The sequence below is a fragment of the Brevundimonas sp. MEB006b genome, assembly GCF_030209705.1.
GTDB lineage: Bacteria > Pseudomonadota > Alphaproteobacteria > Caulobacterales > Caulobacteraceae > Brevundimonas.
This window is the reverse complement of sequence record NZ_JARVRL010000002.1, coordinates 139,703-157,827: the sequence shown is the minus strand read 5'-3', so window position 1 is coordinate 157,827 and position 18,125 is coordinate 139,703. Positions and strand designations below refer to the sequence as shown.

General features: G+C 64.6%; 18 protein-coding genes and 1 tRNA gene. 8 read left to right on the top strand and 11 right to left on the bottom strand.

Annotated features, from left to right (window positions below; all coding sequences use genetic code 11):
• Nucleotides 1–95: 95 nt before the first annotated feature.
• The 4 genes from mdoH to msrA all read right to left on the bottom strand — a co-directional run bounded on the left by mdoH (nt 96) and on the right by msrA (nt 6,192).
• The gene (mdoH, locus tag QRN13_RS02375; protein ID WP_284876700.1) at nt 96–2,060 is read right to left on the bottom strand and encodes a glucans biosynthesis glucosyltransferase MdoH; all 1,965 of its coding nucleotides are present in this window, start codon (nt 2,058–2,060) and stop codon (nt 96–98) included.
• A gap of 153 nt (nt 2,061–2,213) precedes the next feature.
• Nucleotides 2,214–4,061: an acyltransferase family protein gene (locus tag QRN13_RS02370; RefSeq protein ID WP_284876699.1), complete on the bottom strand. Its 1,848-nt coding sequence runs from the start codon at nt 4,059–4,061 to the stop codon at nt 2,214–2,216.
• An 86-nt stretch (nt 4,062–4,147) separates the two neighbouring features.
• Nucleotides 4,148–5,470, bottom strand: a complete 1,323-nt coding sequence (locus tag QRN13_RS02365) for a VOC family protein (RefSeq protein ID WP_284876698.1) — start codon at nt 5,468–5,470, stop codon at nt 4,148–4,150.
• A 71-nt stretch (nt 5,471–5,541) separates the two neighbouring features.
• Nucleotides 5,542–6,192 (bottom strand): peptide-methionine (S)-S-oxide reductase MsrA, encoded by a 651-nt coding sequence (msrA, locus tag QRN13_RS02360; protein WP_055753107.1) that lies wholly within the window; start codon nt 6,190–6,192, stop codon nt 5,542–5,544.
• A gap of 139 nt (nt 6,193–6,331) precedes the next feature.
• On the opposite strand from msrA, the gene QRN13_RS02355 reads away from it, so the two are divergent.
• Nucleotides 6,332–6,421: transfer RNA gene (locus QRN13_RS02355), tRNA-Ser, on the top strand.
• Between the two features lie 390 nt (nt 6,422–6,811).
• On the opposite strand, the gene QRN13_RS02350 is transcribed toward QRN13_RS02355, so the two are convergent.
• Genes QRN13_RS02350 through QRN13_RS02340 form a run of 3 tightly spaced genes read right to left on the bottom strand, consistent with a single transcriptional unit; the run spans nt 6,812 to nt 9,113 of the window.
• Complete coding sequence (locus QRN13_RS02350) at nt 6,812–8,428, bottom strand: recombinase family protein (protein ID WP_284876697.1); 1,617 nt, start codon at nt 8,426–8,428, stop codon at nt 6,812–6,814.
• Nucleotides 8,428–8,856, bottom strand: coding sequence for a DUF2924 domain-containing protein (locus QRN13_RS02345; RefSeq protein WP_284876696.1), 429 nt, complete (start codon nt 8,854–8,856; stop codon nt 8,428–8,430). Before QRN13_RS02345 ends, QRN13_RS02350 begins: the two co-directional genes overlap by 1 nt.
• A complete protein-coding gene (locus tag QRN13_RS02340) occupies nt 8,853–9,113 on the bottom strand; it encodes a DUF3489 domain-containing protein (protein WP_284876695.1) in 261 nt (86 codons plus the stop codon). The genes QRN13_RS02345 and QRN13_RS02340 overlap by 4 nt, the downstream gene beginning before the upstream one ends.
• Before the next feature lie 293 nt (nt 9,114–9,406).
• Here QRN13_RS02340 and QRN13_RS02335 point away from each other — a divergent pair, with 293 nt between their 5' ends.
• From QRN13_RS02335 to QRN13_RS02325, 3 genes are read left to right on the top strand one after another with little or no spacing between them, the layout of a single operon-like run.
• The gene (locus tag QRN13_RS02335) at nt 9,407–10,843 is read left to right on the top strand and encodes a site-specific DNA-methyltransferase (protein WP_284876694.1); all 1,437 of its coding nucleotides are present in this window, start codon (nt 9,407–9,409) and stop codon (nt 10,841–10,843) included.
• A gap of 9 nt (nt 10,844–10,852) precedes the next feature.
• Nucleotides 10,853–11,266, top strand: coding sequence for a DUF5681 domain-containing protein (locus QRN13_RS02330; RefSeq protein WP_284876693.1), 414 nt, complete (start codon nt 10,853–10,855; stop codon nt 11,264–11,266).
• Nucleotides 11,259–12,734 (top strand): hypothetical protein, encoded by a 1,476-nt coding sequence (locus QRN13_RS02325; protein WP_284876692.1) that lies wholly within the window; start codon nt 11,259–11,261, stop codon nt 12,732–12,734. Before QRN13_RS02330 ends, QRN13_RS02325 begins: the two co-directional genes overlap by 8 nt.
• 97 nt (nt 12,735–12,831) lie before the next feature.
• On the opposite strand, the gene QRN13_RS02320 is transcribed toward QRN13_RS02325, so the two are convergent.
• Complete coding sequence (locus tag QRN13_RS02320) at nt 12,832–13,425, bottom strand: hypothetical protein (RefSeq protein ID WP_284876691.1); 594 nt, start codon at nt 13,423–13,425, stop codon at nt 12,832–12,834.
• A 140-nt stretch (nt 13,426–13,565) separates the two neighbouring features.
• Between QRN13_RS02320 and QRN13_RS02315 the strand changes: the two genes are divergently transcribed.
• Nucleotides 13,566–13,778: a helix-turn-helix domain-containing protein gene (locus tag QRN13_RS02315; protein ID WP_284876690.1), complete on the top strand. Its 213-nt coding sequence runs from the start codon at nt 13,566–13,568 to the stop codon at nt 13,776–13,778.
• Here QRN13_RS02315 and QRN13_RS02310 read toward each other — a convergent pair.
• Both QRN13_RS02310 and QRN13_RS02305 read right to left on the bottom strand, forming a co-directional pair.
• Nucleotides 13,762–14,010: a hypothetical protein gene (locus QRN13_RS02310; RefSeq protein ID WP_284876689.1), complete on the bottom strand. Its 249-nt coding sequence runs from the start codon at nt 14,008–14,010 to the stop codon at nt 13,762–13,764. The genes QRN13_RS02315 and QRN13_RS02310 overlap by 17 nt on opposite strands.
• Before the next feature lie 146 nt (nt 14,011–14,156).
• On the bottom strand, nt 14,157–14,612 hold the full coding sequence (locus tag QRN13_RS02305; protein WP_174085751.1) for a carboxymuconolactone decarboxylase family protein: 456 nt from the start codon (nt 14,610–14,612) through the stop codon (nt 14,157–14,159).
• Between the two features lie 155 nt (nt 14,613–14,767).
• On the opposite strand from QRN13_RS02305, the gene QRN13_RS02300 reads away from it, so the two are divergent.
• Nucleotides 14,768–15,634 carry a sigma-70 family RNA polymerase sigma factor gene (locus QRN13_RS02300; RefSeq protein WP_284876688.1) on the top strand — a complete coding sequence of 289 codons (867 nt, stop codon included), beginning with the start codon at nt 14,768–14,770 and terminating at the stop codon, nt 15,632–15,634.
• A 143-nt stretch (nt 15,635–15,777) separates the two neighbouring features.
• On the opposite strand, the gene QRN13_RS02295 is transcribed toward QRN13_RS02300, so the two are convergent.
• A complete protein-coding gene (locus QRN13_RS02295) occupies nt 15,778–16,410 on the bottom strand; it encodes a response regulator transcription factor (protein WP_055753702.1) in 633 nt (210 codons plus the stop codon).
• Nucleotides 16,411–16,613: 203 nt separating this feature from the next.
• Between QRN13_RS02295 and QRN13_RS02290 the strand changes: the two genes are divergently transcribed.
• Nucleotides 16,614–17,192, top strand: coding sequence for a DUF4402 domain-containing protein (locus QRN13_RS02290; protein WP_255366675.1), 579 nt, complete (start codon nt 16,614–16,616; stop codon nt 17,190–17,192).
• 112 nt (nt 17,193–17,304) lie between these two features.
• Nucleotides 17,305–18,117, top strand: coding sequence for a fimbrial biogenesis chaperone (locus QRN13_RS02285; RefSeq protein WP_284876687.1), 813 nt, complete (start codon nt 17,305–17,307; stop codon nt 18,115–18,117).
• The last annotated feature ends 8 nt before the right edge of the window (nt 18,118–18,125 follow it).

Sequence of the window (18,125 nt, the reverse complement as noted above, 5' to 3'; positions counted from 1 at the left end):
CAAACGACAGGACCCTAGGGTGAGGCCGATCGAGATTGCCGTCGAGCGTTGCTGTAACGGTTGTGGCGACACTGTGGCCGCCACGCATCGGTCGATTACCGCTCGGGCGCGCGCGCCGGGACCATCGCAGGCGCGGCGACGGGGGCCAGGACGCCGCCGGCGACGGCACGCAGCGGCGAGCGCGGCGTGTGCAGGACGGCTGGCGAAACGCTGACGCCGTCCTGAACCGGGGTGACCAGATAGCCCTTGGCGGCCAGCTTGTCGCCCGAGCTGACGCGCGAGGTCCAGACGGTGATCGGGGCGGCCAGCAGCAGCGGCAGGACGATCGGGGCGAACCAGGTGGCCAGGTCGGGACGAACCGCCAGCGGAATCAGGAAGCCGACGCCGGCGATCATCTGCCAGCGCATGGCGCGGAAAGCGTCCGACCAGGCCAGGCCGTCGGCCTCGCGCTGCTGGGTCGACCAGCCGGTGTCGTGGCCCGAGACGATCTGGATGAAGGCCTTGGTGTTGGCGACCATCAGGATGGGGGCCAGGATGGCCGACAGGGCGATCTCGGCCGCCATGCCCTTGGCGATGGCGCGACGGCCGCCGAAGGCGCGCAGCTCGGCCGGACGGCTGAGGACCAGGGCGGCGCCCATGAACTTGGGTCCGATCAGCAGCACGCCGGACAGGAAAGAGGCCAGCATGAAGGGCGTGAACTGGGGGTTCAGGATGTAGAAGAAGCTGGTCCAGTCGACCGGATAGAACATCTGGATGAACAGTCCGACCATCAGCGACGCCAGCCACAGCGGCGACGACAGATAGGCCATGCAGCCCATCAGCAGCTGAAGGCGGCTCATCGGCGACAGGCCCTTGGCCGTGATCAGGCCCAGGTGCTGCAGGTTGCCCTGGAACCAGCGGTGGTCGCGGCGGATGAAGTCGGTGATCGACGGCGGGGTCTCTTCCCACGATCCGTCCAGCGAGGCGGTGACGTGGACGGCCCAGCCGGCGCGGCGCATCAGGGCGGCCTCGACGACGTCATGGCTCATGATGTGACCGCCGAAGGGTTTGCGGCCCTTCAGGTGCGGCAGGCCGCAGCAGGCGGCGAAGGCGCGCGTGCGGATGATGGCGTTGTGGCCCCAGTAGCTGGATTCCGAACCGGTCCAGTAGGCCAGACCGGCAGCGGCGACGCGGCCGTACAGACGCACCGAATACTGCGACACGCGCGCGAAGATGGTGCGGGCCTTAATGATGACCGGGGCGGTCTGTATTAGGCCGACGCCGGGATTGCGTTCCATGGCGTCGACCATGCGCAGCAGGGTTTCGCCAGCCATGGTGCTGTCGGCGTCCAGGACGATCATGTTCTCATAGGCGCCGCCGAAACGACGGACCCATTCGGCCAGGTTGCCGGCCTTGCGTTCGGCGTTGTCGGTGCGGCGACGGTAGAAGGCCTTGGAGTTAGCGGCCATGCGGAACGCCTGGAACACCGAACGCTCGGCGGCGGCGGCGTCTTCCTTGGTCGAATCGCTGAGCACGAAGATGTCGAAGGCCGACGAGGCGCCCAGACGCGCCAGGCAGGAATCGATCTGGGACAGGCGCGCGAAGGACGAACGGGCGTCCTCGTTGTACAGCGGCATCAGCAGGGCCGTGCGGGTGCGCGGCATCGGCGGATGCGGCGAGAAGGCGAGGTCCGCCTGATCCTTGCCGCGCAGCATGACGAACAGGCCCATCAGGCCGCTGACGAACCAGCAGGAGATGGCGGTGATCAGGACCATGAACAGGCTGAAGGCCAGGATCTCGGTGCCGTCCCAACCCTTGCGGGCATACAGGTAGAAGGGCGTGATGGCCGACAGGCCGGTCAGGACGATGGTGCCGGCCAGCAGGGCCAGGCGGCGCGTCGCGACCGTGCGCGGCGAGGTCGCGGGCGTCAGGTCGGCGACGGCGTCGGGCGCGGACAGGGACTGAACCGGCATGGCCAGCGGCGCCTCGTCGGGCAGCCACGACCAGCTAGGCGTTTGCGCGCCGTGGATCGTCGTCTCGATTTCAGCCTGTTCGACAGGCCGGATCGCCAGCTTGTTCATGCCGCTCTGGACGCCCCCGAGTGAACCGGATGTCGTCCCGAGGGCTGGGGACGACGCGGAGTGCTGCACTGCAACACGACCTGCATAATCGATCACATTCGCGCGATTTTCAATCACGCAATGTTGATGAAACCAAAAAATATGGGGGTGAAGTCAGGCCGGAACGTCGAACGAGGCGGGAGCCGGGCGGCCGTGCGGCGACTCCGTGGCGACCGAAAGCAGTTTACGGTCCAGGACCCAGGCTGCAACCCCCACCCAGCAGACCAGTACGATGGCGTAGAGCCGCTCCCACCAGCCGACGTTGGCGTCATTGACCGTGCCGGGGAAGACGAGGTGCTTGGTCAGGACCGTCAGGATCGCCATGACGACGAAGGTGACGACGAGGAAGAGCTTCAGGCGCGGCAAGTCGCGGCGTTTGGCCAAGCCCCACAGCAGCAGCATCGGCGCCAGCTGGATGCCCAGGGCCAGATTGATGATCATGTGGCGCGGATCGGGCCAGGGCCACAGGGTCGAAGCCGACATGCCGCCGCCAGCCAGGATGAAGACGATGGCGATGACCCAGGCCGCGACCCGCGCGCCAGTCAGGGCGTAGATGGCCAGGCCGAAGCCGATCCCCGCCAGCCCGGCCATGACGCCGGCGACGAAGACCCCGCCGTTGAAGATAATCGGCGCCTTGGCCGTCGCCCCGCCCAGTTCGCTGAGATACTGGGTCGCATTGTTGAAGCCGGGGTAGGCCAGGATGGCCACGACGACGACCGTCAGGGCCAGAAGCGGCGCGGCGACGCCCACGCCCAACAAGCGCCGACGGCGGTGATAGCGAAGCTGCGGCTTCAGCAGGGCCTGGAGGTCCAGCGGCCAGGGCCTGCTGTCCAGCGGCTTCAGCCCCCACAGCGGGCGAATGGCCGGGATGCGACGCACGACCTCATAGATCGCCAGGCTGCCGACGAAGGTGATGGCGATCAGGGAAAGCAGTTCGACCGGCGCCGGCAGGTTCGCCAGGCGGATGATCCAGACGGCCGCGACCAGCACCGTCTGGTGCGCCAGATAGAGGGGAAAGGTCGCCTGCGTCAGATAGTTGAGTGCAGGGCCGCCCCGGTCGCGCAGATGGCGATAGCCGAAGCCCAGGATGGCGACGATCACCGCCCATTGGTCGACGCCGTAAACGGCGGCCTTGGGCACGCCCCAGAAGGCGCGCGCGCCGGGATGCCAGACCTGGACCATCATGATCGGCAGGGCGACGGCCGCCAGGGCCAAGGCGATCCAGCGATACCGCTCCATCGTGCGCCACAAGCTTTCACGCCCCACGATGCTGAAGCCGAACAGGAACGCGACCAGCGACAGGGCGTGATTGTACCAGTCGTTGTGCAGGGTGTTGGTCAGGCCGAACCAGGGGAAGATCAGCAGCCGAATGGCGAACAGGTAGAGGATCGGCAGAACCAGGAGGCGTGGGCCTGTCAGCGCCCTTTCCAGCCCATTGCTCAGGCGGTCGATCAAGCCGGGCTGGCGCCACAGGACGACGGCGACCAGGCTGTAGACCGCGATATAGACGATGAACCACAGATGGTTGACCGGCACGCCGTCGGCGAGACCGCTCCAGCCGAACTCATGGCCCAGCCAGGCGACGAAGCCGGCGACGCCGCCGGGCCAGCCGCCCTTGTCCATCGACTCGATCCAGGACTGGATCGGCACCAGAACCAGGGCGCCGAAGATCAGGGGCGGGACCAGTCGTTCGAAACGGGCGCGGGCGACCTCGCGCGGGGTGCGCCGGAAGGTCATGAACCGCAGCGCGGCGCCCGACACCAGAAACAGCAGGGTCAGCCGCCAGGGATTGGTGACCAGGATCGCCTCGCGCATCCACTCGAAGGTGTGGGCGCTGTGGATGTGCCAGTCATAAACCCCGTAAACCAGGCCGACATGATACAGGATCAGCAGGCCGAAGGCGCCGACCCGGATCCAGTCGAGATCGTAACGGCGCTGGGTCGGGGAAGCGGACGGGTTCACGGCCGCGTCTATGATCCGCGTCTGCGCATCAGGCAAGACGCCGGATGGACGCGGGGCGCCGCCAGCCCCGCATCCAGTTGAACGGACTAGACCGTCTCCGTCAGGCCCAAGGCCTTCAGCGTCGCTGTGATCGAGGCCTCCTGTTCGGCGCGGTACAGGGCCATCTCGTCTTGGACGGGGCGACCCAGCGCCTGTTCGAAATCGGCCTTGGCGGGATCGACGGCATAGGCGGTTTCGCGGGCCTCCGAGCCCAGGTTGGACTGGAAGATGCCTGCGGCGCTGACCGGCAGGAAGTCTTCGTAGGTGATGGGCTCGGCGACCACGTGGCCCGCCGCGATCAGGGCGTCCAGATCGGCGGTTCCCGCCCGGCCGGTCAGCCCCTCAGGCGTCGCGCGATAACGGAACCAGGCGAGGTCTGCGCGGCGCAGGGCGTCCCAGTCGTCGGGCAGGGCGGAGAAATCCTTCTTCGCCAGGGCCTCGTCATACAGGGCGCGACCGGCGGGGGTCAGGGCGCAGCCGCGCTGTTCGATCTCGCCGAAGCGGGCGGTGTGGGCGCCCGCCGTGGGGCCGTCGGCGCCGGGGAAGGTGATCGCCTCTTGTAACGCCTTGAAGCTGGTCTGGCGCAGCAGGATCGGACAGGCGCGGGCGGGCGGACCCTCGATGGTTTCCTTCGGCCTGATGCCGCGTGCGGGCATGGCGGCCTGGGCCGCGTCGATATCCAGCGTGCGTGGCGTCAGGTGGTTGATGTGCGGCCCCTTGAAGCTGACCACATCCGCGATCAGACGGTGGGCGGCGACCAGCCGTTCGTAGGTTTCGGCGCTGACGGTCGCCTGGGCGTGCCAGCGGAAGGTCTCCAGCAGTTCAGAAACGAACCGGTCGGCCTGCGCCTCGTGCAGACCGCCGGCGGCCTGCGCCGTTTCGATCAATTCACGTGCGCCGGGGGTGAAGATGTCGCGGCGGGCCAGTGTCTCGGCCGCCTCCGCGCGCAGCGCTTGGTCCTCGATCAACTCCAGCCGCAACAGCGAGGTGAAGACCCGGAACGGATTGCGCGCCAGGGCCGCCGGATCGACGGGGCGGAAGGCGGTCGAATGCACCGGCACCCCGGCGGGGGCCAAGTTGTAATAGCTGACCGGCTCCATCCCCATGACCGCAAAGGCGCGCGCGATCGTGGCCAGTTCATCGCCCGTGCCGACGCGGATAGCGCCGTGGCGCTCTTCCGACAGACGCGCCAGTTCGCCGGACGCCGCCAGCCGGTCGGCTCCGCTCGCATCCGCCTTCAACGCCTGCGCATTGATGTCCGCCACCAGCGTCAGCAGGTCGCCGTATTGCGGCACCTCGGCCCGGTACATGGCGGATAGGGCGGCCGAAAACCGGCTGCGGATCTCGTCAGGATGGACGAAGGCGGACATGAGCGCTCCCATTTTTCGCCGATCCATAGGCCGACTGGCCGCCGGTTGAAACCCGGCGGCCGTCGCAGGGGTCAGGCGTCGACGCCGACCCCGATGGGGCAGACCACGCCGGTCCCGCCGATGCCGCAGTATCCAGCCGGGTTCTTGGCCAAATAGCCCTGGTGATAACCCTCGGCGTAGAAATAGTCGCCCGCCGGTTCGATCTCGGTGGTGATCGTCCCGCGGCCCGACTTGGTCAGGGCGGTCTGATAGGCGTCGCGTGACGCCTCGGCTTCGGCCTGCTGATCGGCGTTCAGTGTATAGATGGCCGAGCGATAGGTGGTGCCGATGTCGTTGCCCTGGCGCATGCCCTGGGTCGGGTCGTGGTTCTCCCAGAAGGCCTTCAGCAGTTCGGCGTAGGTGATGACGCTCGGGTCGAACACGACCTTCACCACCTCGGTATGACCCGTCCGGCCGGTGCAGGTCTCCTCATAGGTCGGGTTGGGCGTGATGCCGCCGGAATAGCCGGCCGAGGTCACCCAGACGCCCGGCAACTGCCAGAAGATGCGCTCCACGCCCCAGAAACAGCCCATGCCGAAGATGGCGGTCTGGAAACCGTCGGGATAGGGCCCTTTCAGCGGGTTGCCGCTGACATAGTGGTTCACATCGGTGTCCAGCGGCTCGGCGCGGCCGGGCAGGGCGGTCTCGGGCGTGGGCATTTCGGCAGTCTTCTTGAACAGCATTTGGGGCTCCCTCATCGGAAAATGACGTTGAAGTCCATATGGGGATGCGAGAGGCGCTTGCCGAGGGGGCGAGGGTGTTCTATCAGGCCCGCCTCCCGCCGGATCGACCTCCGGCGGCGCGCAAGACGCAGCGTGAAACGGACAGGTGGCGGAGTGGTCGATCGCGCACGCTTGGAAAGCGTGTGTAGGTGAAAGCCTACCGAGGGTTCGAATCCCTCTCTGTCCGCCACGCCGTCCTCCGCTAAACGACAAGTCTGCGAGAGCAGGGAAATACCCCCGACATTCCGGCGCGTTACCGCTTGGGCTTTGCCCAGAGCGCGTCTCTGCGCGCCTTTAGCCCTCCCCAAAACCGCATCAACCTGACGCCAGTCTCCAGTTTCGAGAGGCCAGTCCGTTTTCGGCCGTTGCCTGTTTACAGGGAAATACAGGGAAATCCGGCGAGAATCTCTTGTTCAGCCGAAGTTCCAACTAACGCCCGAAGCCCGGCGTGCCGGGCTTCATACGATGAGAAAGGGCGAAATTCCCTTGGGAGATAACAGGGAAAATAATCGCCCGGAACAGGGAGCTTCTTTCTGGGATCAGGGAATTAAATCGACCTGATCAGGGATCGCCTCACGCGTCAGGCGGCGAACATCGCCCGCTGCTCATCCCAGTCGAGCGGCAGGCCACGATGCATGATGGCGTAGAGGGAGAGGGCCTCGGGCGCTGTCCCTTCGAGGACGGCCTGTTTCAGATCCGGCGCCAAGAACGCCACCCGAAGCATCCGCGAGGCGTAGGACTGGTTGAGCTTTTCCTCGTCCGCGATCGTGTCGAGGGTCGTGCCCTCGCCACCGATCAAACGCCGCTTCCAAGCCTCCGCTCGCACAAGCGCCGAGCTCAGGGCGGGATCGATAGATTGGCGGGTGATAGCCGGTCCACCGCCCGGACCGACCATGGCGATGCCGCCGCCTCGATTGAAACGGAGCGAAAGGCGCAAGAGCGGAGCGTTTCCGTCTCGCTCCAGCTGCCCGAGCCTGAGCTTGCCCTGGCTGGTGACGACGTTCGCGTCGCAACGTGTCTGGTCCAGCCGCACGACCAGTTCATGCCGATGAATCTCCACACGATCTATCAAGTCCCGCACCTTGAGCCAGTCTTCGCTATCGGTGGCGTTGGCAAGAAGCGGGGCGATCGCATCGCGGACCATGGTCTCGATGACGGGGGCAGGGACGCGCTTGTGCACGCCGGCTTCGTCAGGACGGCCGCGTTGAGCCACGCACGACACGTAGTAGCGATAGGTTGCTCCACCCTTTCGCGAGGCGCTGACCGGCGACATCAAATGTCCGGCGCTGTCGTAGACCAGGCCAGTAAGAGGCGCGCCGCGATGCGGCGGTCGGGCCTTGCCGGGCTGCCGACGTCGTACGCTTAGGTCTAGAAGCGCCTGGGCGGCCTCAAAAGTCTCCCGGTCAATGATCCCAGGATGCTGCCCAGGATACACGGCGTCCTTATGAGGGATGTCGCCCACGTAGACCGGGTTACGCAGCATCTGGTAAAGCACGCCGCGAACGAGCGGCACGCCGCCCTGGGCTTCACCCGCTCTGTTGATCCACCGCTTTGAAGTCACGCCGCGCGCCTTCAGCTCGGCGACGAGCTTGTTGACCGATTTGATCTCGAGGTAGCGGGCGAACATCCATCGCACCTCCTCCGCCTCGGCGAGATTGATCGTGAGCGTTCGTCCGTCGGGATCGTAGCCGAACACCGGCCGGCCACCCATCCAAAGGCCCTTCTTCTTGGAGGCCGCGATCTTGTCGCGGATGCGCTCGCCGGTGACCTCGCGCTCAAACTGGGCGAAGGACAGCAGGACATTGAGCGTCAGCCGGCCCATTGAGGTCGTGGTGTTAAAGGCCTGGGTGACGCTGACGAAGCTTGAGCCTGTCCGATCAAGCACGTCCACGATCTTTGAGAAGTCGGCGAGGGATCGGGTGAGGCGGTCGACTTTGTAGACGACGACCACGTCAATCTTCTTGGCCTCGATGTCATTCATCAGGCGCCGCAGCGCCGGGCGATCCAGGTTGCCGCCGGAGTAGCCGCCGTCGTCGTAGACTTCAGGCAGCAGCGTCCAGCCTTCGCCCGCCTGTGACATGACGTAGGCGGCGCAGGCGTCGCGCTGAGCGTGGAGGGAGTTGTAATCCTGCTCCAGCCCTTCTTCGGTGCTCTTGCGCGTATAGATGGCGCAGCGGATCGTCCGGCTCGGCTGCATTAGGCGGCCTCCTCGCGCAGGCCGAAGAAGCGGGGCCCGTTCCAGCGCGAGCCTGTGATCTGGCGGGCGATCGGCGACAGGCTGGTGAAGGTCTGGCCGTTCCAGACATAGGCGCCGTCGATTACATCGACCTGATGGCGCTCGCCCTTCCATTCACGCTCTAGACGAGAGCCCGGTTTGAAGGCGGCAGTCCGAACCGTCGGCTTGTAGCCCGGTCGGTGACGGCTGGCGGTCTTACACAGCCGACGGTCTAGGTCGTGGTTCGAACCATGAGCGCGCAACTGAAGACGCTCGGCGAGAAGATAGCGCAGGACATTGGCGGATCGGAGGGGCGGCGGCCCCTCCTCAAACTGGTCGCACCAGATGGTGCGCAGAGCATCGATCTTTTGCGCTTCAAGTGTGGCGATGAGTGCTTTGATCTCGCTCATCGGGCGGCGCCCTCTTGCGATAGACTCCAGCGGCGAACGCCGTCGATGCGGTTTCTGGCGATCTTGAGCCCGCGCTTGCGCAGTGCGCCCGCCATGGCGCCGCGCACCGAATGCGGCTGCCAGCCCGTGGCGTCCATCATCTGCTTCATTGTCGCGCCGTCGGAGGCTTTGAGTAGCCTGGAGAGAAGGTCCAGCTTTGACACGCGCGGCGCCGTGTCCGTGGTCACGGCTGTGAGGGTGGTGGTGGTTTTGGTCATGGCATCCTCGGTTCAACAGGGGCGACTTGCTTCCTACTGAGCCGAGCCCGGCTGGCCGGGCGGAACACGATCAGTAGCGCTCTGGTCGCAGCGCTAGTCCAGTTGATTGAAGTCGAAAAATCTTCCGGCAGGAGGCCTTGTCGGCTTCATTCCTCACACCCACCTTTTCGTAACGAGCTGGCAGCACATGGGTCTCGACCCGCAGAGCACTCAGCGACTTTCCCCTAACCCCCGGCGTCCGCCGCACGTGCTTTTGCACGCGCTTGCGGCTGCCTAACGGAAGGAGAGCCGTCATGGTCTCTGCAAAACCCGCGCGCCTCGGCGCACCCGAACTGCCATTCGACCTCCAACTTGTCATCGAGCATCTGCCCATCGCAGATTTGGCTGCTGGCGGCCGCAAGCTGCGCCTGCACAAGAAGCAGGACATCACCGCCCTAGCCAACGCCATTCGTACGTTCGGCTTCCTTGCTCCGGTGATCATCGACCGGAACAATAAGATCGTCTCCGGCAATGGCCGCATCGAAGCGGCACGCCAACTGGGCATGACGCACGTGCCCTGCATCCGAGCCTCTCATCTGGACGCTGCCAAACTGAAGGCGTTTCGGATCGCCGAGAACCAACTCAGCCAGTTGGCGGGCTGGGACACTGAAGCGCTGGGCCTGGAGTTGAAAGAACTGTCCAACCTGAACCTAGACTTCAGCCTGGAAGTGACTGGGTTCTCCGCGGCCAAGATCGACTCGCTCATCCTCGAAGGCGACCGAGGGGGCGAGAACGCTGATGTGTCGCCCGATCGTCCGACGTCACCCGTGAGCCGGCTGGGCGATCTTTGGCTCCTGGGTGATCACCGTCTTTATTGCGGGGATGCTACGGATCCGGGGAGCTTCGACGTTCTGCTTCAAGGCGAACAGGTTCGGACCGTCTTCACGGACCCGCCCTACAACGTCGCGGTCGACGGGCACATTACCGGATCGGGCCATCATGGGGAGTTCGTGATGGCGTCGGGCGAGATGACCGACGACGAGTTCACCGCTTTTTCGGTCAAGGCGATGGCGAGAGCGAGCGACCATCTGGTGGCGGGCGGACTGCTCTATTGGTGTATGGATCACCGCCACATAGCGAACACAATTGCCGCAGCGTCCGCGACCCAAATGGAGATGCTCAACCTCATCGTCTGGGACAAGGTTACGGGCGGCATGGGCAGCTTCTACCGCTCGCGCCACGAGCTCATCTTCCTCTTTCGCAAGGCGGGTGGCTCGCATCTGAATCGGGTTGAACTTGGCAAGCACGGCCGGAACCGGGCGAACGTCTGGGCTTACGAAGGCGTCAATGGGTTCGGCGCCAAGAAGGCAAAGGCCCGAGAGATGCATCCGACGGTCAAGCCAATGGCGATGGTGCGAGACGCACTATTGGATAGCTCGGCCAGAGGGGATGTCGTGCTGGACTTGTTTAGCGGCAGCGCGACTACGATTATCGCCGCAGAACAGAGCCGGCGGCAGGGCAGGGCGACCGAGCTCGATCCGGGGTATGTGGATGTCGGCGTCATCCGTTGGCAAGACTATACCGGTTTCGAAGCGCGCTTAGCCTCAAGCGGCAAGACCTTCCGAGAAGTCCGCGCCGAACGGCAGCAGACGGCGCTGACCCTCGCAGTATCTAACCCGGACATGCCTGCCAAAACTGCAGTCCTGCCTGCTGCACGGGTCCGGACGCGCGTTCGCGCGGCCGCGGCGTAGGGGTGAGTTATGTCAGACTCATCATCGCCAAAAGGGGTCGGCTACGGCCGGCCCCCCGTCGCTACGCAGTTCAAGCCGGGCCAGTCGGGCAACCCCAAGGGGCGTCCGAAGGGCTCAAAAAATATGCTGAACCTTTTGCTGGAAGAGCTTGATCAGAAGGTGACTGTCACTTCAGACGGACGAACCCAGCGCATGTCAAAGCGTCGGGTCGCAGTGCGTCAGCAAGTCGATCGCGCCGTGAAAGGCGATCCGAAGGCCTTCGCCGCATTGATGAAGCTAGAGAGCCAAGGCTTCGGTGGAGACGAGGTCGATACGCCAGGGAAGCATCACGCATCGAGCGAGATCCCGTTGGATGTCTATGACGATATCCTGGCGGGCTTGCGTGCCGGCAGCTCGGTAAGCGAGGAGCCGGGTCATGATTAGCGCTCTCGCCAAGCAGGCTGCGCTTCACACCTTCGCCCGTGAGAACTTCGAAGCCTTCCTGTATCTCGTCTTCCACCATTTGAATCCCGGCGTGCGGCTTTCATCGGGCTGGTACATCCAGGCCATGGTCCAGGCGCTCATGGACGTTGAAGCGGGCCACGACCGCCGTCTTCAGATTACTGTGCCGCCTCGGCATCTGAAATCTGAGATGGTGTCGATCGCCTATCCCGCTTGGTTGATGGGGCGACAGCCTGAGACCCGCATCATCTGCGCCAGCTACAGCCAAGACCTCGCTGACAACCTGGCTCGCAAGTTCCGCAAGGTGGTGGAGTCCAACTGGTACGCCGATGTCTTTCCGAGCATGGCGGCGTCGATCGTCCGGAGCACGACATCAGAACTTACCACCCGCCAGGGAGGCTATCGGTTCGCCACCGCCGTCGGTGGAACGGTCACCGGCATCGGCGCCGATGTCATAGTCATCGATGACCTGATGAAGGCCAGCGACGCCGGGTATCCAGAAGCCCGAGCGAAGGCCAAGCGGTTCGTCGATGAGACCCTTTTGAGCCGGCTCGACAATAAAATGACGGGCGCCGTCGTTGCGATCCAACAAAGGCTCCACGAAGACGACGTGTCCGCCCACCTGTCTTCCAAAGAAACCTATCGCCACCTAAATCTGCCGGCCATCGCGATCCGGGATGAAGTGTTTCCTCTGCCGCGGGGCCGCCGTCACGCGCGCCGCATAGGCGATGTCCTTAACCCGTCGCGGGAACCTCAAGACGCCCTCGACCGCATGCGAAGCGAGATGGGTGATCGGGTCTTTCAGGCTCAGTATCAGCAGAACCCCACGCCTTTAGAAGGCGACTATCTTCGCTGGGAGAAGGTTCAGTTCTACGGTGAAAAGCCTCTGCGAGACCGGTTGCAGAAGGTCGTTCACAGCTGGGACGCGGCTTCGTCGTGCGACCCGATTGCTGACTACTCTGTTGGAACGGTCTGGGGTCATGACGGAGCGGCTTGGCTGCTCCTGGACGTGATCCGCGTGAAGCTAGCCTACCCGGATCTCCTGGCGCGCGTGCGGGCCGAAAGGCGGTCCTGGAGCGCCGATGTTATTCTGGTCGAAAATAGCTCAATCGGCCCGGCCCTGATAGCGGATCTTCGACGGGACCAACTCGGGCAAGGAGCCGATCAGGTCCACTTCAGTCCGGGCTGCCGTGTCGTCCCGATCAACGCGCGCCTGCCGAAGGCCGAACGCTACTTTGCCTCGGTAGATCGCCTCTACACAGGCCTCGGCAAGCTGCCGCGAGAGGCGCCTTGGCTCGACGGGTTGCGCAGCGAGCTTCAGACCTTCCCTATGGCCAAGCATGATGACCAGGTTGATAGCGTCAGCCAGTTCTTGAATTGGGCCGTAGGCCGCAAGGGTGTGAGCCTTCTTCGTCCAGGTGAAAGACGAGAAAGCCCGCGGCGCCGCTAGGATTGCATATGGGCCGCCCGACTGGGCGGCCCATATGTCGGTTGGGGTTGAGGACGCGCCGAAGCCACGAGCGCGGTGCGTAACATTCCTCCTGGACCTAGCCAGCTGCTGGTGTGCTTGCCAGCTCCGCAGCAGGCGCGGCTGGAGCCGCGGGCAGGGAGCCAAGCCCCACAAACCAAATGAGGGTCCACGCCGCTCCGAGGGCGCGTGCGCGACCTGTGTGACCACGTCGCAGAAGGGGCCAGAAGAAGATGAAGGGCAGCAAGGCTAACCCTATGACAAGGCCTGGGCCTACGGTGCGAGGGCCCTCGTGCGGCATGCGTTTCCTTTTGGGCTCTTTGGCTTTCGCTGGGCGTGTCTCCACCTGCTTTTTGATGTCGAGATAGTTGCCCTTCGTGGCGATGCCTCGGAGCGTCTCGCCCTCAAGCGTGTGGAGCTCAAAGGCGACCTTCATTCCGCCTCCGACCATGGATCCGATGGCGACGCCCAGGGGCCCGGCCAGGATCAGTCCCCACGCCGCCCCCTTCAGCGTGCCGGATGTGGTGCTATCGACGGAGATCGCGTCAACGCCCGTCGCCCCTAACGTTCGAATCTTCCCCTTTGCGTCCGCGAACGTGACCTTTGAATAGTAGCACGACGCCGACGTCGTCTCGATCCCGAGGTCGTCGAGTATGATTTTGAACCCTGCCACTGCCACTCCCAGCACGCTGTTGATGACTCATCCTATGAGTCTCGTTGTGTCGTCTGGTCGCTCCTGCGCCCCGGTCTAGTCAACCGAAATGAGACTCATCGTCTGTCGTCTGATCGGCATCACCGGCAGCATTTGGCGGGATGGATATCCGTCGGAAGCTCGGAGCTCGCGTGCAGCGGCTGCGCCAGGATCAAGGTTGGTCGCAGGAGGAGTTGGCTGAGCGGGCCGGCTTGCACCGGACTTACGTGTCTGGCGTCGAACGCGGGGTCAGGAACCCGACAGTGACGGTCTTAGAGAAGCTCGCTAGGGGCTTGGGAGTGTCGATGCCTGATCTGGTCAGCTTTGGCGGGTAGCAGGCACGCTGCGGCGCTCCAGGACCTCCATGGCGTCGACGAGCTTGGAGAAGTCGGAGGCCACGGTCTGTAAGATCTGTCCGGCTATCGACGCCCGCAGGATTCCAACATCCGTGCACATGATATCTGCTCTCTCGATCAAGTGCGATGCGAGCACGCCGAGCCGCAGCTTGGCCTCCAACGCATCTTCCGGATCAAGAACTGGGGCGGGCGGGTCGTAATCTTCAAACATGACTGTGACTACCGCTCCCGTCGGCCGGGAAGTCCAGTCCTTGCGTGGGGGAGGGCTGTTATGCGCCAGAAGCAGACATTGGCCCGGAGCCGGATTTCGGACTTCCGAAGGTCGCGGCGCCCCCGCCGGAGGCGCCGCCAACGTGATCAGGGTTGTGCCTTCACCGGCAAGCGGAAGGGTGCGCCGAGCCGATTGAACGCATTCATTGCGGCGATCGCGATGGTGAGATCCACCAAATCCTTCGCCTCGAACGCTGCGCTGGCCGCGGCATAGGCCTCGTCCGACGCGTGTGTCTCGCTCACGCGGGTGACTTCCTCAGCCCAGGCGAGCGCCGCCCGGTACGTCGCGGTGAAAAGATGCGGAACTTCTTCCCAAACAGGCACCAGGGCGACCTTGTCGATCGGCATCGTCTTCAGAAGATCCCGGGTGTGGAGGTCGATACAGTGAGCGCAGCCATTGATCTGCGACACCCGCAGGAACACGAGGTGGATCAACTCTTCCGGAAGGTTGGTCCCAGTCATAAGGTAGTGATGGACGCCGTAGAGCGCCTTCGCGCCCTCCGGGGCCACAGAGTGCCAGGTCAGGCGGGTCAACGTCGTCATGGGAAGGTCTCCATTGTCTGCGCCGTCCATCGGCGCGGTGACGACTTGACGAGGCAGCCCGGCGGCATGTGACATCCGGACGTCCTCACGGCGGACATGTCACACCGCCGGCCGTTCGATCGTCATCGTTCGACAACCACCAGGAACGCTGCGCGATGACGCCGACGGACTCGAAAACCGAAATCTTCGAAGCGGAACGCCCGCGTCTGCTTCGTCTCGCGTACCGGATGCTCGGCTCGCTCAGCGAGGGCGAAGATGTCGTCCAGGATGGCTGGCTCCGGTGGACAGGCGTCAGCCTGAGTGTCGACGCGCCCGCTGCCTATCTCACGCGCATCATCTCCCGCCTTTGCCTCGACCGCCTGAAATCAGCCCGGGCGCGGCGAGAGACCTACGTCGGACCCTGGCTCCCCGACCCCTTGGTGGCGGCGCTCGATCCGATAGAGACGATCGCTGACGACGTCACGGTGACCCTTATGCTGGCCATGGAGCGTCTGTCACCGCTCGAACGCGCGGCCTTCCTCCTGCACGACATCTTCGAGGTGCCGCTCAAGGACGTCGCCACCACGCTTGATCGCGAGCCGGCCGCGGTCCGGCAGCTGGCGTCCCGCGCCCGCAGAAACGTGAAGACCGAGCGCAGCCGCTATTCGCTCGGCGCCGCGGAAGCTGACCGGATCGCGCGCGCCTTCTTCGAGGCCGCGCACGGCGGCGACACGGCGAGCTTGGCGGGGCTCCTCGCTCGGGATGTCGAGATCCACGCTGACGGCGGCGGCAAGGTGTCGGCGTTCCGCAACATCGTGCGCGGCATCGACAACGTCCTCCGGCTGTTCAGCCATGTTTCAAGCAATCCGGAACAGCGACCGACCATGGTCCGCACCGCCAGCATCGACGGCCTGCCCGGCTACATCAGCTACAACCCGGACGGGCGCCTCCAGACGACCGCGTTGGATCTTGTGGAAGGACGGATCCGCGCGATCTACATCGTCCGCAATCCAGATAAGCTGACGCACGTCACGGCAGGCTAGCCGCTCAGAGGCTCAAACGCGCCATGAGCGGGCATTGGCCTCGCGGCCAGAATAAGACCTTCGGCTAGTCCAGTGTTTTGAGTGGGGCGCCGTGATCTGCAAAGCGCGTGTAGGCGATTGTCGCACCGTCGCTGTCAGTATCCTCAACCAGTATTCCGGAGAAAAGGTGCGGACGCGAGAACGGCCTGGCTCCGATTGTTGACCTCAAGCTTTTTGAAAATGGCGGAGACATGCTGCTTCACAGTGCCTTCAGTCAGATTCATGTCCCCTGCGATTTCCTTGTTGAGCTTGCCCTCGGCGAGGGCGCGAAGCACGCGTAACTGAGCTGCCGAGAGACGCGCGACGCGGCGATGGAAATCAACGGCGACTGGATCGGGCGGCGTTGCGTGGGGAAATCGTTCCTCGCCGCGCATGATGTCGCCAACGGCATTGACCAGGGTCTCGACTGGGGCGGCCTTGGACAAATAGGCCTTGACGCCGAAAGCGCGAGCCATGGCGACCGAGTGGGCGTCGATGCGCGCCGACACCATAGCGAAATCGGCGTCCGGCAGGAGCTGTTGTAGCCGAAGCAAGGCGTCAAACCCGGTCGCGTCGGGCAGGATCAGATCCAGCATTACCAGTTTGATCCGGCTGCCCAACTGTCTGGCGCAGGCCTCGGCCTCCGCAGCGGACAAGACGCGGGCGACATCCAGGTGCGCATAGGCCGATCGGATGGACAGCTCCAACGCTTGGCCCACCAGGGGGTGATCATCGACGATAAGAACAGTCCAGCGCATCGCTCCAGCGCCTCCAAAGCTAAGCCTTAAGTTGTCTCGCCTCATGTAAGGATTGCCTAGGACACCTTAATGAGGCGTTTCCCATACAACTCAGGCCAGTATGCAAAGCTTGCTAAGGAAAATCGCATCAGCGCTATAACTTTGGTTATGTTTGAGCCGTTTTGCACGTCCGGCTTGTGGACTCCGCTGCAGATCGGGCTGATTTGGCGCTCCAACAACGACGCCTGTCCGGCGCCGCCTCGCAGTTGGAGCTGATGATGAACAAGTCGCTGATCGCCGCCGCCGCCCTCGTCCTGACCGCCATCGCCTCGCCCGCGCTGGCCCAATCCGCATCGACCACAGGGTCGGGATCGATCACCGTGATCCGCCCCCTGACCATCACTAAGACCGCCGACCTGAAGTTCGGCACTGTCGTTCGTCCCGGCACGGGTTCGGGCACGGTCGTGGTCAGCTCCGCCGGCGCCCGGTCGGTCACGGGCGGCGTTGTCGGCCTGAACTCGGGCGATACGCCCGCCGCCGCGGCCTTCTCGGTCGCCGGTGAAGGCGGACAGTCGGTGTCGGTAACCATCCCCGCGACCTTCTCGATGGCCAATGGCACGGACACCCTGACGGTGACGACCTCGAACAGCCTGACGGGTTCGGCCGCCAGCCAGACCCTGTCCAATGCTCTGGGATCGGCCGGTTCGCTCGCCTTCAGCGTCGGCGGCTCGGTCCCCGTCGCCTCCACCACGGCAACGGGCGCCTACACCGGCACCTTCACCGTCTCGGCGGCGTACAACTAGGGCCATGTATCCGCTCCAGGTCGACCACGAAACGCCGTCGACGCTTAACGAAGCGGAAGGCTTGAAGGACCATGGTCCTTTCGTGCCGCAGTTGCGCGGGATCGGAGTGAAGATGGTTCGATACCTTTTGCCGGTCATCGCCTTCCTGGCCATCGCCGATCCGGTCATCGCCCAGGTTGGGGCCGACCTGAACATCTCGCCCAAGCGCGTGGTGTTCGGGCCCGGCGAGCGCAGCGCCACAGTCTATGTGTTCAATCAGGGCGACCAACCTGCGACCTATTCCGTCGAAATGGTCGACCGGGTGATGACGGCGGACGGCCAGATCGTCGCCGCCGCAGATCGGCCCGATGCGACGGTCGATTCCGCGCTTGATCTCGTCCAGTACACGCCCCGCCGCATCACGCTTCAACCGCGTGAAAGCCAGGCCATCCGGGTACGCGCCCGTCCCGGTGCCGAAGGCGAACACCGCAGCCATCTGACCGTCACCGCCCTGCCGTCCGAGAACGCCGGCTTCACCGTCGATCAGGCGGCGGCCGGCGGCGGCGACGTGACCCTGCAGGTCGTGGCTTTGTTCAGCGTCAGCATACCGGTCATCGTCCGCGACGGCCCGGTCGATGCGCGCGCGGCTATCGATCGCGTGGCGGTCAAGAAGGGCGGCGATCAGACCCTGCTCTCGCTCGATCTGGTCCGTAACGGCGCTAGTTCCGTCTATGGCGACGTGGAGGTCTTCGTGGAGGACGCCGCGGGCCGCCGTCCTCTGACCGCCGTTCGCGGCGTGGCCGTCTATCCCGAGGTCGCGCGTCGCACTGTCGTCGTCGCCCTGCCCGATGGCATCACGGCCGGCCAGAGCCTGGCCATTGTCTATCGCGACGACGATGCGGCAAAGGGCGAGGTGCTGGCGACGACGACGCTGATCGCCCCGTGATGGCGGCG

Excerpts from the sequence above, each read along its gene's own strand:
- msrA (WP_055753107.1), bottom strand. The coding sequence starts at position 6,192 with ATGCTGTTCAAGAAGACTGCCGAAATGCCCACGCCCGAGACCGCCCTG.
- QRN13_RS02285 (WP_284876687.1), top strand. The coding sequence starts at position 17,305 with ATGGTTCGATACCTTTTGCCGGTCATCGCCTTCCTGGCCATCGCCGAT.
- QRN13_RS02300 (WP_284876688.1), top strand. The coding sequence starts at position 14,768 with ATGACGCCGACGGACTCGAAAACCGAAATCTTCGAAGCGGAACGCCCG.
- QRN13_RS02345 (WP_284876696.1), bottom strand. The coding sequence starts at position 8,856 with ATGAGCGAGATCAAAGCACTCATCGCCACACTTGAAGCGCAAAAGATC.
- QRN13_RS02335 (WP_284876694.1), top strand. The coding sequence starts at position 9,407 with ATGGTCTCTGCAAAACCCGCGCGCCTCGGCGCACCCGAACTGCCATTC.
- mdoH (WP_284876700.1), bottom strand. The coding sequence starts at position 2,060 with ATGAACAAGCTGGCGATCCGGCCTGTCGAACAGGCTGAAATCGAGACG.
- QRN13_RS02305 (WP_174085751.1), bottom strand. The coding sequence starts at position 14,612 with ATGACGACGTTGACCCGCCTGACCTGGCACTCTGTGGCCCCGGAGGGC.
- QRN13_RS02350 (WP_284876697.1), bottom strand. The coding sequence starts at position 8,428 with ATGCAGCCGAGCCGGACGATCCGCTGCGCCATCTATACGCGCAAGAGC.
- QRN13_RS02295 (WP_055753702.1), bottom strand. The coding sequence starts at position 16,410 with ATGCGCTGGACTGTTCTTATCGTCGATGATCACCCCCTGGTGGGCCAA.
- QRN13_RS02315 (WP_284876690.1), top strand. The coding sequence starts at position 13,566 with ATGGATATCCGTCGGAAGCTCGGAGCTCGCGTGCAGCGGCTGCGCCAG.
- QRN13_RS02310 (WP_284876689.1), bottom strand. The coding sequence starts at position 14,010 with ATGTTTGAAGATTACGACCCGCCCGCCCCAGTTCTTGATCCGGAAGAT.
- QRN13_RS02340 (WP_284876695.1), bottom strand. The coding sequence starts at position 9,113 with ATGACCAAAACCACCACCACCCTCACAGCCGTGACCACGGACACGGCG.
- QRN13_RS02330 (WP_284876693.1), top strand. The coding sequence starts at position 10,853 with ATGTCAGACTCATCATCGCCAAAAGGGGTCGGCTACGGCCGGCCCCCC.
- QRN13_RS02325 (WP_284876692.1), top strand. The coding sequence starts at position 11,259 with ATGATTAGCGCTCTCGCCAAGCAGGCTGCGCTTCACACCTTCGCCCGT.
- QRN13_RS02365 (WP_284876698.1), bottom strand. The coding sequence starts at position 5,470 with ATGTCCGCCTTCGTCCATCCTGACGAGATCCGCAGCCGGTTTTCGGCC.